The 14,218-nt window shown below is 74.9% G+C and carries 15 protein-coding genes; 10 read left to right on the forward strand and 5 right to left on the reverse strand.

The genetic code is table 11. The features are described 5' to 3' along the window. Window positions 1-23 precede the first annotated feature (23 nt). Window positions 24-227 (forward strand): DUF6011 domain-containing protein, encoded by a 204-nt coding sequence (locus ACZ6ZR_RS16785; RefSeq protein ID WP_465642919.1) that lies wholly within the window; start codon window positions 24-26, stop codon window positions 225-227. A 29-nt stretch (window positions 228-256) separates the two neighbouring features. Here ACZ6ZR_RS16785 and ACZ6ZR_RS16790 read toward each other — a convergent pair whose 3' ends face one another. Further along, window positions 257-907: an HAD family hydrolase gene (locus ACZ6ZR_RS16790; RefSeq protein WP_465642921.1), complete on the reverse strand. Its 651-nt coding sequence runs from the start codon at window positions 905-907 to the stop codon at window positions 257-259. Between the two features lie 119 nt (window positions 908-1,026). Here ACZ6ZR_RS16790 and ACZ6ZR_RS16795 point away from each other — a divergent pair, with 119 nt between their 5' ends. Further along, a complete protein-coding gene (locus tag ACZ6ZR_RS16795) occupies window positions 1,027-1,281 on the forward strand; it encodes a hypothetical protein (RefSeq protein WP_465642923.1) in 255 nt (84 codons plus the stop codon). Here ACZ6ZR_RS16795 and ACZ6ZR_RS16800 read toward each other — a convergent pair. Further along, entirely contained in the window at window positions 1,259-2,455 is a 1,197-nt protein-coding gene (locus ACZ6ZR_RS16800) for a low temperature requirement protein A (protein ID WP_465642925.1), read from the reverse strand. The genes ACZ6ZR_RS16795 and ACZ6ZR_RS16800 overlap by 23 nt on opposite strands. A gap of 366 nt (window positions 2,456-2,821) precedes the next feature. Between ACZ6ZR_RS16800 and ACZ6ZR_RS16805 the strand changes: the two genes are divergently transcribed. The 8 genes from ACZ6ZR_RS16805 (at window position 2,822) to ACZ6ZR_RS16840 (ending at window position 10,558) form a co-directional block, all read left to right on the forward strand. Further along, window positions 2,822-3,622 carry a hypothetical protein gene (locus ACZ6ZR_RS16805; RefSeq protein ID WP_465642927.1) on the forward strand — a complete coding sequence of 267 codons (801 nt, stop codon included), beginning with the start codon at window positions 2,822-2,824 and terminating at the stop codon, window positions 3,620-3,622. A 186-nt stretch (window positions 3,623-3,808) separates the two neighbouring features. Further along, window positions 3,809-4,513 carry a sigma-70 family RNA polymerase sigma factor gene (locus tag ACZ6ZR_RS16810; protein WP_465642929.1) on the forward strand — a complete coding sequence of 235 codons (705 nt, stop codon included), beginning with the start codon at window positions 3,809-3,811 and terminating at the stop codon, window positions 4,511-4,513. Window positions 4,514-4,646: 133 nt separating this feature from the next. Further along, window positions 4,647-4,877 (forward strand): heavy-metal-associated domain-containing protein, encoded by a 231-nt coding sequence (locus ACZ6ZR_RS16815; protein ID WP_465642931.1) that lies wholly within the window; start codon window positions 4,647-4,649, stop codon window positions 4,875-4,877. Window positions 4,878-4,968: 91 nt separating this feature from the next. Continuing rightward, complete coding sequence (locus ACZ6ZR_RS16820) at window positions 4,969-5,241, forward strand: hypothetical protein (RefSeq protein ID WP_465642933.1); 273 nt, start codon at window positions 4,969-4,971, stop codon at window positions 5,239-5,241. Between the two features lie 23 nt (window positions 5,242-5,264). Then, entirely contained in the window at window positions 5,265-7,583 is a 2,319-nt protein-coding gene (locus ACZ6ZR_RS16825) for a heavy metal translocating P-type ATPase (RefSeq protein ID WP_465642935.1), read from the forward strand. Between the two features lie 54 nt (window positions 7,584-7,637). Continuing rightward, the gene (locus ACZ6ZR_RS16830) at window positions 7,638-8,705 is read left to right on the forward strand and encodes an ABC transporter substrate-binding protein (RefSeq protein ID WP_465642937.1); all 1,068 of its coding nucleotides are present in this window, start codon (window positions 7,638-7,640) and stop codon (window positions 8,703-8,705) included. Further along, entirely contained in the window at window positions 8,706-9,770 is a 1,065-nt protein-coding gene (locus ACZ6ZR_RS16835) for a FecCD family ABC transporter permease (protein ID WP_465642939.1), read from the forward strand. Next, window positions 9,767-10,558: an ABC transporter ATP-binding protein gene (locus ACZ6ZR_RS16840; protein WP_465642941.1), complete on the forward strand. Its 792-nt coding sequence runs from the start codon at window positions 9,767-9,769 to the stop codon at window positions 10,556-10,558. Before ACZ6ZR_RS16835 ends, ACZ6ZR_RS16840 begins: the two co-directional genes overlap by 4 nt. Window positions 10,559-10,621: 63 nt before the next feature. Here the strand turns inward: ACZ6ZR_RS16840 and ACZ6ZR_RS16845 are convergent, their stop codons facing one another. From ACZ6ZR_RS16845 to ACZ6ZR_RS16855, 3 genes are all read right to left on the reverse strand, one after another. Further along, the gene (locus ACZ6ZR_RS16845) at window positions 10,622-11,530 is read right to left on the reverse strand and encodes an L-tyrosine/L-tryptophan isonitrile synthase family protein (RefSeq protein WP_465642943.1); all 909 of its coding nucleotides are present in this window, start codon (window positions 11,528-11,530) and stop codon (window positions 10,622-10,624) included. 37 nt (window positions 11,531-11,567) lie between these two features. Continuing rightward, window positions 11,568-12,815, reverse strand: a complete 1,248-nt coding sequence (locus ACZ6ZR_RS16850; RefSeq protein ID WP_465642945.1) for a cytochrome P450 family protein — start codon at window positions 12,813-12,815, stop codon at window positions 11,568-11,570. Window positions 12,816-12,948: 133 nt separating this feature from the next. Further along, the coding region (locus ACZ6ZR_RS16855; protein ID WP_465642947.1) for a hypothetical protein at window positions 12,949-14,218 on the reverse strand (1,270 nt) is incomplete at its 5' end.

A 14,218-nucleotide genomic window follows, 5' to 3' on the forward strand; every position in this document is an offset into this window, starting at 1 on the left:
GGACGGTCCGTCAGACTGGGCCGATGCAGTCCGAGGAGCCCGCCCTGATCCCCGCCCCCGTCGGCGACCGGGCCGCAGCCGAGCCGCCGGTGCTCCGGTGCCGCCGCTGCGGCCGTCCGCTGCACGACCCGGAGTCCCGCATCCTCCGCCTCGGCCCGGGCTGCCGGGGCCCCGAGGAGGGCACCAAGGTCGTGCCCGGGGAGCAGGATTCGCTCCCCGGGCTCTGAGTTGTCCGGCGGAACCGGACGGGGCGTGGTCAGACCGAGGTGACCAGGGCGGGCAGCTGCCGCATGTCGGTGAAGACCGTGGTGCCCGGGCCCTCCAGCCAGGCGGCCGGGGTCAGGCCGCCGGCGTAGCCGAGCGAGCGCATTCCCGCCGCACGGGCGGCCTGGACGCCGTAGCGGCTGTCCTCGACCACCAGGCAGGCGGCGGGGTCGACGCCCGAGCGCCGGGCCGCGTGCAGGAAGAGGTCGGGGGCGGGCTTGCCGTGGGCGACTTCGGTGGCGCTGAAGATCCGGCCCTCGAAGTACGGGTGGAGGCCGGTGCGGCCGAGGGTGTGCCGCATCTTGGCGTGCTCGCCGCTGGAGGCCACGCAGCTCGGCAGGGTGAGGGCGGCCAGCGCCTCGGCGATGCCGTCCACGGGGAGCAGTCCGGTGTCCACCGCCTCGGCGTGCCGCTCGGCGAACAGCTTCTTCCAGAGCGGTCCGGCCTCCGGCCCCAGCCGCTCGGCCCACTGTTCGGCGATCGAGGTGGAGGAGCGCCCGATGAACCGCTCGACCACCTCCTCCGCCGTGAGCGGCCAGCCCAGTTCGGCCCCGAGTCCGACGTTCACCCGGACGGCGATCCGCTCGCTGTCCACCAGGACGCCGTCGCAGTCGAAGATCACCAGTTCGATCGCTCTGTTCATCGGGGCAGGATAGGAGTTCCCGCCCGGCCGGTCTGACGGCGGGTCAGGGAATGCCTGATCGGCGCCCCGTTCGTGTACGGTTCGCGTCTGCCCCCGCACCTGTGAACGATGGACCCGCCGTGAACCCGTACGACCAGCCCGCCGCGCCCCGCAGTGCCACCGACCGACTGCTGCGGGCGGGGGCCCTGGTGTTCCTGCCGCCGGTCGCCGCGATCTGGCTCTGGGACTCGCGCCGTCTGCACGTGGCGGCCAAGGTGGTGCTCACCGTCTGGTGCGTGCTCGCCTCGCTGTTCTGGATCGACGTGATCATCGGCCCGAACGACAAGCCGGCCACCCGGGCGGTGGCGTCCGTCACGGCGCGGGCGTGGGTGTAGCGGAGGTCCGACGGGCCCGGACGTGGCGGCGGGAGAGCTTGGCCAGCAGGAAGACCAGGCCCGCCGCGCAGGCGACCGCGCCCCAGGCGGGGAACAGGACGGACGCGGGCAGCAGCACGGCGCCGGTGAGGACCAGGCAGGGCAGGTACCAGCCGAGGACGCGGCGGATGCCGTCGCCGAAGCGCATCGAGATGGCGGCGTTGGCGGTGTAGAAGGCGAGCACCCCGCCGCAGAGCGTCCAGCGGGAGCCGGGCGGGAGCACGTGGTCGGGTTCGGCGACGGCGGTGCCGAGGGCGGCGGCGATCACGGTGATGCCGGAGACCAGGGCGAACGGCAGGTACATCACGGTGTCCCGCATGGCCCGGGTGGCGTGTCCGCTCTGAGCCCGCATCAGACCCTGCGCGGCGTTCTCGGTGCCCCAGGTGAAGAAGATCATGGCCAGCTCGGCGACCACCACGAAGGAGAGCAGCGCGGTGATCCCGGCCGCGAGCACGAAGTGCTCCTCCAGGGCCACCACCACGGTGAAGACGCTCTCGCCGAGCACGATCACCACGAACAGGCCGATCCGCTCCACCAGCAGCTCCACCGAGAGCCGGTCGTACGGCCCGGTGCCGAGGCCGGTCCGGACCGACAGCAGGACGACCTCCAGCACGATCGCCACGCCCCAGAGCACGAAGCGTGCGGTGGTGGGCAGGGCGGCCGAGACCGCCCAGAGCGCGGCGGGCACCAGGCAGTAGAGGACCGGGCGCCAGAGCGGCAGCGGGTTGTCGGTGGCGCGGGCGTGGCCCCACCAGATCAGGAAGAGCACCAGCCGCACCCAGGCGGCGCCCAGCGCGTACGCCCAGGCCCGTTCGTGCAGGCCCTCCGGGGAGGCGGCGGCCATCAGCCCCAGCGCCGGCATCGCGGCCAGCAGTATGGCCTGGATGCGCGGGCTGCCGGAGCCGAACAGGTTGACGGTGACGGTCAGGTTGGCCCAGGCCCACCAGGCCGGGAAGAACAGCACCATGAACTCCGCGAAGTCCGCCGCCTTCGGGTCCCCGTGCAGCCCGTGGGCGAGCACGCTGACCGTCACCACGAAGACGAGGTCGAAGAACAGCTCGAACCAGCCGGCCCTGGGCTCCTCGCCCTCCGCCGAGGCCGTTCCCGGGGGCTGGGCCTGCGTCGCGTCGCTCACCCGACCACTGTGCGGCGGCCTCCGGCGGTGGCGGGGCGGGCGCGCCGGGTCGGGGGCGGCGGTTGCCCCGGGCGGCTGAAACCGACGGGGGGTCAGGAGCGGTGCCTCGGCCACCCGTGGCGCTTCTCACACCGGGGTCGGGGGCGGTCCGCCGGCCGGTCGCCCGAGGGGCGTTCCCGCAGGTCGGGCGGGCCGGGTGGGGCCGGTGCGCAGCTGATGCCCACTCAGGAGTCGGGCGGTGGGGGCGTGCGGTTCCCGAGGGGCCCGGGTGACGCGCGTCACGTGCTCCGAACGGGCTGACGGAGGGTCGGTACCCCCGGAGGGCGGGCCACCGATGGGGGTGAAGGGTGCGACGATGAGCCGGCCATGGAGTCGGGACGAGTCGTACGAGCGGGGCGGGCTGCGGTGTTCGCCGCCGCCTGCGTGCTGCTCGGCGCGGCCGGCCATGTGCTGATGTCCGGGGACACCGTCCCCGGGTGGGTGCTCGCGGCCGCCTTCGGGGCGGTCGGGGCACTCGGCTGGTTGACGGCCCGTCGGGAACGCGGGCCGTCACTGGTCGTCGGACTCACGGTGGGCGTTCAGGCCGCGCTGCACACGCTCTTCTCGCTCGGCCAGGCCACCCAGGGAGCCACGGCCGGCGCGGCCGCTCCGGCCGACGGAACGGCCGTGCAGTGGGCGCGGCTGCTGCTCTGCAACGGCCACCCGCTCTCGCCCGGCGAGGCGGCCCGGCTGGTTGAGGACGCCGGGCTGGACCTGGATACCCTCGGAGCGCCGGTCGACGGCCTCGCCGCCTTGGTGGTCCCGGCCGCGACGGCCGGTGCCCAGGCCCACGCCCACGCGAGCGGGCACCTGCACGCCGCGGTGGCGGGCGGCCCGGCCGCCCACCAGATGGGCGGCGGGGGCGGCCTCGGCATGCTGGCCGCCCACCTGCTGGCCGCCCTGCTGCTCGGCCTCTGGCTCGCGGCGGGCGAACGGGCGGTGTTCCGCCTCGGCCGGACCGTCGCGGCCTGGCTGTTCGCGCCGGTGCTGCTCCTGCTCCGCGCCTTCGCCCCGGCGCCCCCGCACCGCCCGCGCCGCCGCCCCGACCCGGAGCCGCGCCTGCGGCGGCTGCTGCTGGTCCACGCGATCACCTCGCGGGGCCCGCCCCTCGGGACCGCCGTCCACTGACGGCCCGTCACCCCGGGGACGTCCTCGGCCGCCGCCGCGCCCGTACGGGCCGCCGCGCGGCGGCCGCGCGCCTGCGCAGCTGTGCGCGCACGCGTCCATGCGTCCGCACGCGTGTGTACCGCTGCGCCCCCGGGCCGGTCCTGCGGCTGTCCGCGCCGCTCCCGACTCCGAGAAAGACCCACGGCGTTGAACCCTGCCCTGCCCACCTCTGCCCTGCCCACCCCCGCCCAGTCGTCGCCACCACCCCGGGCGGCCGCCGCCCGCCGCACCGGCCCCGACGACCCCACCGTCACCGCCTGGGCCCTGGCCGCCCGGGAGGGCGACCCGGCGGCCGTCGAACGGTTCGTCAGGGCGACCAGGACGGACGTCTGGCGGTACGTCGCCCACCTGAGCGGCGAGCCCCAGGCCGCCGACGACCTGACCCAGGAGACCTTCCTGCGCGCGCTGCGCAGCCTGCCGCGCTTCGAGGCCCGCTCCTCTGCCCGCACCTGGCTGCTCTCCATCGCCCGCCGGACGGTGGTCGACCGCTTCCGCTTCGCCGCGGCCCGCCCTCGGCTGCTGGACACCGACGACTGGCAGGGTGCCGTCGAACGGGCCCAGCACCGGGATCTGCCCGGCTTCGAAGAGGGCGTGGCGCTCTCCGAACTGCTCGCCGCGCTCCCGGCCGAGCGTCGGGAGGCCTTCGTGCTCACCGCCGTGCGCGGCCTCCCGTACGAGGAGGCGGCCCGGCTGACCGGCTGTCCGATCGGCACCGTCCGCTCCCGGGTGAACCGGGCCCGGGCCGCGCTGATCCGTCAACTCGCGGAGGCGGAGCGGCAGTCCGGTACCGGTACTGGCGCGGTACCGGCCGTCGCCGCTCCCCGTACGGGCCTCGTCGGCTGCGCGGCCTGAGCGGTTCCCGGAACCACACGATGGGGGCACCGGACGGCGTGTCCCGGTGCCCCCACGCCCGCGCGTGCGTTGTCGTTGACGACCACCGGACCGGTTCACCGACCGGGACCCGAACTCTCTGGAGGCCACCGCCATGTCGACCACCGCCGCCACCGTCACCACCGTCCTCGCCGTCGGGGGCATGAGCTGCGGCCACTGCGAACGGACCGTCAGCGCCGCCCTCGGCGCGCTCCCGGGCGTCAGCGACGTCATCGCCGAGGCCAAGGCCGAGCGGGTCACTGTCGCCTCGGCGGCTGCACTCGACGAGGCGGCGGTCCGGGCGGCCGTCGAGACGGCGGGCTTCGAGTACAGCGGCCGGGTCTGAGGTCTGCCGCGCCGCCCGTCCGATGTGCCGTTCCGGTGAACGGACCTGACGGTGCGGGAACTCGGCCGGGCCCGGCCCCGACTGCTCCGGTGTGAACGCCAACGCCAACGCCAACACCAACGCCGGTGCGGTCGGGCCGGGTACCCGGCCTCGGTCCGTCCTCCTGGGCTTCGCCCTGCTGCTCGCGCTCGTCTTCACGGGCGCCTTCGCCGCCGGACGCGCGGCGGGCCCGCTCGCCCCAGGGCTGCGCCCCGCCACCGGGGGTACCGGACCGTCGGACGGCGGCATGCCCGGGATGGACGGGATGGACGGGATGCCAGGGATGGGCAGCACCGGAGCCCACGGGATCGGGGCGGGCCGGTGAGCGTCATCCCTCCGGGCAGCCTGATGTCCCCTGCGCAGCCGGCTCCGCCCGCCGGGCCCGGCGCGGTCACCGACCTGCTCGTGGGCGGGATGACCTGCGGGGCCTGTGTCGGCCGGGTGGAGAAGCGCCTGGGCCGACTGCCGGGCGTCACCGCCGCCGTCAACCTCGCCACCGGACGGGCCCGGGTCGGCCACCCCGCCGGCCTCTCCCCGGCCGAACTGGTCGCCGCCGTCGAGGCCGGTGGGTACACCGCCTCCGTGGTGGAGCCGGACCGCCCGGCGGACGAGCCGACGGACCGCTCGACGGTCGATCCGGACGCGAGCCGGGGCGACCGGATCCGACTGACCGTCACGGCGGTCCTCGCGCTGCCGGTCCTGGCGCTGTCGATGGTGCCCTCCTGGCAGTTCCCGGCCTGGCAGTGGCTCTGCGCCGCGCTCGCGCTGCCGGTGGTCACCTGGGGTTCGGCCGGGTTCCACCGGCGGGCCCGGCGAGGGCTGCGGCACGCCACCGCCACCATGGACACCCTGGTCAGCCTGGGCGTGATCGCCTCCTTCGGCTGGTCCGCGTACGCGCTGCTGTGGGGCGGGGCGGGCGATCCCGCGATGCGGATGCCGTTCTCGCTGACCGCCGGCGGGGAGGGCGGTGCGGCCCACGTCTACCTCGAAGCCGCCGTCGGCGTACCGCTGTTCGTGCTGGCCGGGCGGCTGTTGGAGGGGAGCGCCAGGCGGCGCGGCGGTGCGGCGCTGCGGGCCCTGGCGGTGCTGGGCGCCCGAGAGGTCTGCCTGCGCGAGGCGGGCGGCGAGGCAGGCGGCGAGCGCACTGTGCCGGTCGAACTGCTGCTCCCCGGCCAGGAGTTCGTGGTCCGACCGGGTGAACGGGTGGCCACCGACGGGGTGGTGGTCGAGGGTGGCTCCGCGCTCGACCTCAGTGTGCTGACCGGCGAGAGCGTCCCGGTCGAGGTCGGCCCCGGCGACCAGGTGCCCGGGGCGGCGCTGAACGCCGGCGGGGTGCTGGTGGTCCGGGCCACCGCCGTCGGGGCGGACACCCAACTGGCCCGGATCGCCGCGCTGGTGGCCGAGGCGCAGACCGGCAAGGCGAAGGCCCAGCGCCTCGCGGACGCGGTGGCGGAGGTGTTCGTACCGGTGGTGCTGGGCATCGCCGTCGGCGTGCTCGGCTTCTGGCTCGGCGCCGGGGCCGAGCCGCAGGCGGCGGTCACCGCCGCCGTCTCGGTGCTGGTGGTGGCCTGCCCGTGCGCCCTCGGCCTGGCGATCCCGATGGCGCTGCTGGCGGCCACCGGGCGTGGTGCCGAGCTGGGCGTCCTGGTGCGCGGGCCCGAGGACTTGGAGAGCCTGCGCCGGGTGGACACCGTGGTCCTGGACAAGACCGGCACCCTGACCACCGGGCGGATGACCCTCGCCGCCGTCTCCACGGCGGACGGCGTGGGCCCCGACCGGGTGCTGCGGCTGGCCGGGGCGCTCGGGCACCACTCCGAGCACCCGGTGGCCCGGGCCGTCGCGGAGGCGGCCCGGCAGCGCTGCGGCGAACTCCCGCCGGTGGACGGCTTCTCCGCCACGGCCGGGCTCGGCGTCCGGGGCACGGTGGAGGGGGTTGCGGTCCGGATGGGCAAGCCGGGAGAGGGAGTTGACGACCCCGAGCTGCGGTCCGCCCTCGCGGCCGCCGACGCCGAGGGCCGCAGTTCCGTGCTGGTCGAGCTGGACGGCCGCCCGGCGGCGGTGCTCGCGGTCGGGGACGGCCTGCGGGCGGGCAGTTGGCGGGCGGTGCACCGGCTGCGCCGACTGGGGTTGGAGGTGGTCCTGCTGACCGGTGACCGGCCCGGACCGGCCCGGGCGGTCGCCGCAGAGCTGGGCATCCGGACCGATCACGCGGCCGCCACCCCGGCCGGGAAGGCCGAGGTCATCGGTCAACTCCGCGCCGCCGGACGGACGGTGGCGATGGTCGGCGACGGCGTCAACGACGCGGCCGCGCTCGCCACCGCCGACCTGGGCATCGCGCTGGCCTCCGGTACGGACGCGGCGATCGGGGCGGCCGGGCTGACCCTGGTCCGGGGCGATGTCGAGACCCTGGTGACCGCCGTCCGGCTGGCCCGCCGCACCCGCGGCACGATCCGGGCCAACCTGCTCTGGGCCTTCGGCTACAACGTGGTGCTGCTGCCACTGGCCGCCCTCGGCCTGCTCAACCCGATGCTTGCCGCCCTCGCGATGTCGGCCAGTTCGGTGCTGGTGGTCGCCAACAGCCTGCGCCTGCGCACCTGGCGGCCCGACCCGCGTTCCTCGCAGCCCTCGCACTCCGGGAACTCGCGGCGGGCCCGGGCCGACAACTGATCCGGACCGTGCAGACCGGCCCGGCCCGTGACCCCGCGTCAGGAGAACCACCCAATGCGTACCCGTGTCCTGTCCGCCGCGGCCGCCACCGCGGCCCTGCTCATATCGGGCTGCTCCGGGGGCGGCGCCCCCACCCCGGCCTCCCCGACGGGGGCTGCCCTCGCCGCCGGGTTCCCGTCCAGGGTCGCGGACTGCGCGGGGAAGGAGACGGTCTTCGACGGGCCGCCCGCCCGGATCGTCACCAGCAACGCCGCCGCGCTGGAGATGCTGCTCGAACTCGGCGTGGGGGAGCGGGCGGTGGGCACCGGATACCCGCCCGGCCCGGGGTACCTGCCCGGGGCGCTGGCCGAGCAGGGAGCGCGGGTGCCGGTCCTCGGACAGCAGGGGATCGCCAAGGAGAAGCTGCTCGGCTCGGGCGCCGACCTGTACGTGGACACCTTCGGGCCGATGTCGATGGGCGGCGGGATGGGCGGGGCGCCGAGCGAGCAGGAGTTCGCCGCCGCCGGAGTCAAGCACGTCTTCCTGCTCTCCACCGCCTGCGCGGCCCAGGGCAAGGAGCCCAGGACCGACCTGGCCGAGGTCCAGCGGGACGTGGAGCGCCTCGGCGCCGTCACCGGCACCGCCGACCGGGCCCGCCAACTGACCGCCGCCATGGCCGAGAAGACCGGCCGGGTCACCGCCGCGCTGGCCGCCGTACCGGCCGAGCGCCGTCCCGGCTACTTCTTCTTCGACGTCGACGCCGGGACCAAGCAGCCGATGGCGGTCTGCAACCGCCAGGTGGCCAACGCGGTGATCACCCTGGCCGGCGCGCGCAACGTCTTCGCCGACTGCGACGCCTCGTTCCGTCCGGTCGGCTGGGAGGACGTGGTCGCGCGCAACCCCGACTGGATCCAACTGGGCATCCGCAACAAGGGCGGTGAGGAGGAGAACCGCCGCGCCTACGAGGAGGCCGAGCAGTTCCTGCGGACCTTCCCCGCCACCCAGGGCCTGGCCGCCGTCCGCGAGGGCCGCTTCCTGCGGATCGGCTCCGAGGTCACCACCATCGCCGGCGTCCGCAACGCCGACACCGTCGAGCGGATCGCCCGGACCCTCCACCCCGAGCTGGTCAAGGTCGGGCCTTAGATGGTGACTTCGGATCCCGCCCGCCCCCGACGCGTGCCGGTTCTGCGGCCGGCCGTGCCGGCCGCGGCGCTGGTCCTCGCGCTGGCCGCGGTTCTGACCCTGGCGGTCTCGCTCGGCAGTGTGGACGTCCCGCCCGGCGAGGTCTGGTCGGTGGTCGCCCGCCGCCTCACCGGGCAGGCCGCGTTGCCCGGCTTCCGCGACCTGATCGTCTGGCAACTGCGGGTACCACGCGCCCTGTTGGCGGCCACGGTCGGAGCCGGTCTCGGCCTGGTCGGCACCGCCGTCCAGGCACTGGTCCGCAACCCGCTGGCCGACCCGTACCTGCTGGGGATCTCCTCCGGGGCCTCGCTCGGCGCGGTCGGCGCCATCGTCCTGGGCCTCGAAGTGGGAGGGGCGCTCGGCACCTACGGCGTCTCCGCCGCGGCCTTCGCCGGTGCGCTCGGGGCCTTCCTGCTGGTCTGGCTGGCGGCCAGGCGCGGCGGCGGCTTCGCCCCGCTGCGGCTGGTGCTCTGCGGCATCGCGGTCGGCCAGTTCCTCGGCGGGCTCTGCAGCTACCTGGTCCTCCAGGCGGGCGACGAGCAGCAGACCAGGGGCGTGCTGTTCTGGCTGATGGGCAGCCTCAGCGGGGCGAGCTGGGGCCAACTCCCGCTCCCCGTCCTGGCGGTGGCGGCGGGAGCGGTCCTGCTCCAGGGGCGGGCCCGGGCGCTCAACGCGCTCACGCTCGGCGACGAGACCGCCGCCGGGCTGGGCGTCGACGCCGACCGGGTGCGCCGCGAACTCTTCGTGACGGCCAGCCTGTTGACCGGAGTGCTGGTCGCGAGCGCTGGGGCGATCGGCTTCGTCGGGCTGCTGGTCCCCCACCTCTGCCGCCTGCTGGTCGGCGGCGAGCACCGTCGCCTGCTGCCGCTCTCCGCCCTCACCGGAGCCGTCCTGCTGACCGCCGTCGACACCGCCGCCCGCACCGTCCTCGACGCGCAGGAGCTGCCGATCGGCGTGGTGACCGCGCTGCTCGGCGCGCCCGTCCTGCTCTACCTGCTGGACCGACAGTCGGAGGCCGCCCGATGAGACTCGCCGTCGAGGACCTGCACCTCACCCTGGCCGGCCGCTCCGTCCTGGCCGGGGTCCACCTGATCGCCGAGTCCGGCCGGGTCACCGGCCTGGTCGGCCCCAACGGCAGTGGCAAGTCCACCCTGCTGCGGGCCGTCTACCGCCACCTCGCCCCGAGCGCAGGTCGGGTCCTGCTGGACGGCCGCGACCTGGCCACCATCACCCGTCCGGAGACCGCCCGCCACCTCGCTGCCCTTCCCCAGGAGCGGGGCGAGAGCTTCGAGCTGACGGTGCGGCAGATCGTCGCGACCGGCCGCATCCCGTACCAGCGGGCCTTCGCCGCGGACAGCGCCGAGGACCGCGCGGTGGTCGCCCGCTCGCTGGAGCAGGTCGGCATGGGGTCGTACGCGGGGCGGCGGTTCGCCGAACTCTCCGGTGGCGAGCGCCAACGCGTGCTGCTGGCACGGGCGTTGGCGCAGCAACCCGAGGTCCTGGTGCTCGACGAGCCGACCAACCACCTCGACATCCGCCATCAGGTCGAACTCCTCGCCCTGCTCCGCGCCCAGCGCACCACCTCACTGGTCGCCCTGCACGACCTCAACGCCGCGGCCTCCGTCTGCGACCACCTCCACGTGCTGGCCGGCGGCGCCGTGGTGGCCTCCGGTCCGCCCCGCGAGGTGCTCACCCCCGCCCTGCTGGCCGAGGTCTTCGGCGTCCGCGCGGCCGTGACCGAACACCCCCTCACCGGCGACCCGTTGATCGCCTTCGACCACCGCCACCCGGCGGCGGTCCCCGCCCGTCCCTGAGGGGGCGCACCGAGGGCCCGGTACCTGCTGGCGTCAGGTATCGGGCCCTCCTTTGTGGCTGTTCTAGGCGGCGGTGTAGTGGCTCGGCCGCCCGGCCCGCAGGACCAGCCGACCGCGCCGCTCCGCCTCCGCCCGCCGCACCAACTCCCACTGGCCGTCCGCCCGGTGCAGCGGCGTCGCGTGCCACGGGGTGGCCCAGCCGTCCATCGCCGTCAGCAGGCGGATGCCGAACTTGGCCGAGCCGGCCGGCTGCGGATGGATCGACAGCCGGACGGACCGGGGGTGCCGCTCGGCTATCAACTCGCCCCAGGCCCGGCTGCGCTGGATCACCCCGTACGCCCGGTGGCGGCACTCGCGCTGGAGCGCGGACCGGGTGCCGGTGTACCGGCCCGCCGCGTCCTCCACCAGGAAGCGGGTGATCCCGCGGTAGAGCGCCAACGCGCTCTCGTCCTCCCGGAGTTCCGCACGCAGCCGGTCGAGCCCGGGTGCGTGGCGCGCGTTCACCAGGGCGCGCTTCTCGTCGTGGCTGCGCTCGCCGTAGACGTCCCGCAGGTCGAAGACCGAGAGACGGCTCAGGCCCTCCCGGCGGATCATCGCGGCCAACTCGTCCGCGTAGGCGTCCACGTGCGCGTCCGGCACGCCGATCAGGTCGCCGAAGACGTGCCCGTCGGAGCAGACCACCATCCGGGCCCCGGGCGGGTACACCTCGGCGACCGCCTCGCAGAGCCCGTGCAGGAAGGCCAGCGCACGGCGCTCACCTTCGTCCGGTAGGTGGCCGAGCACCTTCTCCGGGCTGGGCGATTTGCAGGGGAAGCCGGGGAGGGTGAAGACGATCTCCTCCCCGGCCGCCACGAAGGCCTCCACCTGGCCTCTCTGCGCCGGGAAGTCGTCCGTGGTGAGTGGCGGTGTTCGCGGGCCGGTCGTGCGGCAGTGGGGGAGCAGCAGGGCGAGGACATCGGCGGTGCTCGACAAGGGAGTTCTCCTGGAGCGGGGTGCTGGGTACGTGGGATCAGGCGCGGCGGTCGTACGCCACCGGCAGGCGGTCCACGCCCCGGGCGAGCACGGCGGGTATCCAGCCCAGCGCGTCCAGGTCGGTGGCCGGTCGCAGGCCGTCGAGGCGGCCGACCAACGTGCCGACGGCGATCTGGAGTTCGGCCCGGGCGAGGGCGGCTCCCGGGCAGAAGTGGATCCCGTGGCCGAAGGCCAGGTGGGGATTGGGCGACCGTCCGAGATCGAGGCGGTCGGGGTCCGGGAACCGTTCCGGGTCGCGGTTGGCGGCGCAGAGCGAGACGATCACCGAATCACCGGCGGGGACGTGGGTGCCGTGCAGCTCGTCGTCGGCGGCCAGGAAGCGCCAGGTGGTCAGCTCGAACGCGCTGTCGTAGCGCAGCAGTTCCTCCACCGCCCGGGGCAGCAGGGCCGGATCGGCGCGCAGCCGCGCCAGCTCCTCCGGGTGGCGCAGCAGGGCGACCAGCGCCGTGCTGATCTGGTTGGTGACGGGCTCCTGCCCGGCCACCAGCAGCTGGAACACCATCGAATCCAGCTCGGCCCGGGTCAGTTCACCGGTGTCGTGCGCGGCCACCAGCCGCGTCAGCAGCCCGTCCCCCTCCTCCCGGCAGCGCTCCACCACCCGCGCGATGTACCCCTCCAACTCCCGCAGCCGCCGCTCGTACGCCGCCCGCCGCGGATCCCGCGGTCCGACCGGCTGCACCACCTTCCCCCAGTCCCGGTCGAAGCCCTCCGCCAACTCCTGCGGCAGTCCGATCGCTTCGGCCAGCACCCGGAACGGGAACAGCGCCGCGAACCCGCCCACCAGCTCGGCTTCCCCGAGCTCCGGCAGCGCGTCCACCAGCCCGTCCGCGATCCGCTGGAACCGCGGCCGCAGCGCGGCCACCCGCCGGGGCGCGAAGGCCTCCGCCAGCAGCCCGCGCATCGCGGTGTGCCGGGGTGGGTCCTGGTGCAGCAGGTGCACCTGGAGTCGGGAGTGCTGCGGCTCCGGCATGATCGACGCGAGTTGTCGCCAACCCTCGTTCCCCAGCCGGTGGTTCTTCCCCAGCCGCCCGTCCCCCAGGGTCTCCACCGCGGCCCGGTAGCCGGTCACCAACCAGGCCGCCACCCCGGACGGAAACCGCACCGGATGCACCGGCCCGGCCTCCCGCAGCTCCCGGTACAGCGGGTACGGATCCCGCTTGAACGCCTCCCCGCGCAGCGGAACCGGGCACCCCGAGGATGACGCGGAACGATCGACACCAGGCACAGCAGCAGGCCCTTCCCACCGACGACGGACGGCCGGCCGGCCGCCCGCCTCAGCAGTCGGCCGCCGCCCGCACCGAGTTCCCGGGCACGGCACACACGTTCCCGCCCAGACGTCGAAGCCGACTGCTGTGGGGTCAGGCGCGGGGGTGGTCGGTGGTTTCGGTGGTGAGGTGGTGGTGCCAGGGGGTGGGGGTGTGGGGGGTGGGGAGGAAGGTGGTGAGGAGTTGGTCGAGTTTGCCCTGGCGCCAGTCGCGGTCCTTGGTGGGGGTGGCGGCGTTGAGGGCGTTGAGGCGTTCCTGGGCGAGGGTGCCGGCGGTGTGGCGGGTGGTGGGGATGGCTTGGGCCACCTCGTTGAGGGTGGCGAAGGTGAGGGTGTCGGGGGCCGGGGTGGGGAGGGGGACGGCGGCCGGGTTGGTGCCGGAGAAGGGGACGCGGGGGTCGAGGTGGCCCTGTTCGCGGAGGCTGATGAGGTCCACCAGGAGGGTGCTGCGCAGGCGTTGGAGTTCCTGGGCGACTTCGGTCTGCCGGGAGCCCCAGTTCTGGTTGAGGATGCCGGCGACATCGGTGTCGAAGCGCTTGAGTTCGGCCTCGGCCATGCCCGTGTAGATGCGGGCCAGGTGGACCGCTTCCTGGGAGGGGGTGGGCGGGGTGAGGTCGAGGGGGCGTTGGCGGACGGCGGTGACGGTGGAGGCGGCCTCGTCGGTGGGGTCGACGCTGGTCTCCTGGCTGACGATCTGCCAGCCGTCGGTGGGGCTCTTCCAGAGGAAGTTGGTGACCTCGTAGAAGGCGGACTGGGTGCCGCTCTCGTACTCCTCGGAGCCGAACCAGTCGGTGGGCTGCTCGGTGCGGCGGAAGTCCAGGGCACTGGAGTTGTTGGTGGTGCTGGACTGGTAGTGCCAGGCCGTGAAGACGTCCGGGGTGGCGCCGGGGGTGACCGCGAGGGCGCAGCCGTTCATGACGGCGGTGAAGACGAACTCCGAACCGGGGACGCTGGGGTCCGGGTCGAGGGGGACGGTGGTCGAGCCCACGGTGTCGAGCTGACCGCCCGGGGCGCCGGCCAGGTAGGGGATGTAGACGGAGGTCAGGTACTGCGGATTGTCGGTCGGCGGGGTGGTGAAGCGGTCGGCGAAGCGGGAGACGAACGGGTCGTCGGGGTGGGCTTCGACGTACTTCTCGACGGCCGGGGTGAGGATGAGCGCGTTGTTGCGGCGCGGGTCGGGGACCAGGGTGAACCAGTTCTGGGACTGGGTGTTGGCCCAGGCCATGAACTGGCGCGCCTCCTGCTGGTCGAGTCCCGGTCGCCTGAGCTCCATCCCGAGTGCACCGTCGTAGGACAGGATGTTGTCCCGGAGGAAGTCGGCGGGGGCGTCGGTGAGTTGACGGTTCGCCTCGACCGGGTCGGGG

This window comes from Kitasatospora sp. NPDC088742, assembly GCF_055584905.1.

Bases quoted from the DNA above. Each gene is read 5' to 3' on its own strand.
- ACZ6ZR_RS16785 (WP_465642919.1), top strand. From the start codon at position 24: ATGCAGTCCGAGGAGCCCGCCCTGATCCCCGCCCCCGTCGGCGACCGG.
- ACZ6ZR_RS16790 (WP_465642921.1), bottom strand. From the start codon at position 907: ATGAACAGAGCGATCGAACTGGTGATCTTCGACTGCGACGGCGTCCTG.
- ACZ6ZR_RS16805 (WP_465642927.1), top strand. From the start codon at position 2,822: ATGGAGTCGGGACGAGTCGTACGAGCGGGGCGGGCTGCGGTGTTCGCC.
- ACZ6ZR_RS16815 (WP_465642931.1), top strand. From the start codon at position 4,647: ATGTCGACCACCGCCGCCACCGTCACCACCGTCCTCGCCGTCGGGGGC.
- ACZ6ZR_RS16825 (WP_465642935.1), top strand. From the start codon at position 5,265: ATGTCCCCTGCGCAGCCGGCTCCGCCCGCCGGGCCCGGCGCGGTCACC.
- ACZ6ZR_RS16830 (WP_465642937.1), top strand. From the start codon at position 7,638: ATGCGTACCCGTGTCCTGTCCGCCGCGGCCGCCACCGCGGCCCTGCTC.
- ACZ6ZR_RS16835 (WP_465642939.1), top strand. From the start codon at position 8,706: ATGGTGACTTCGGATCCCGCCCGCCCCCGACGCGTGCCGGTTCTGCGG.
- ACZ6ZR_RS16840 (WP_465642941.1), top strand. From the start codon at position 9,767: ATGAGACTCGCCGTCGAGGACCTGCACCTCACCCTGGCCGGCCGCTCC.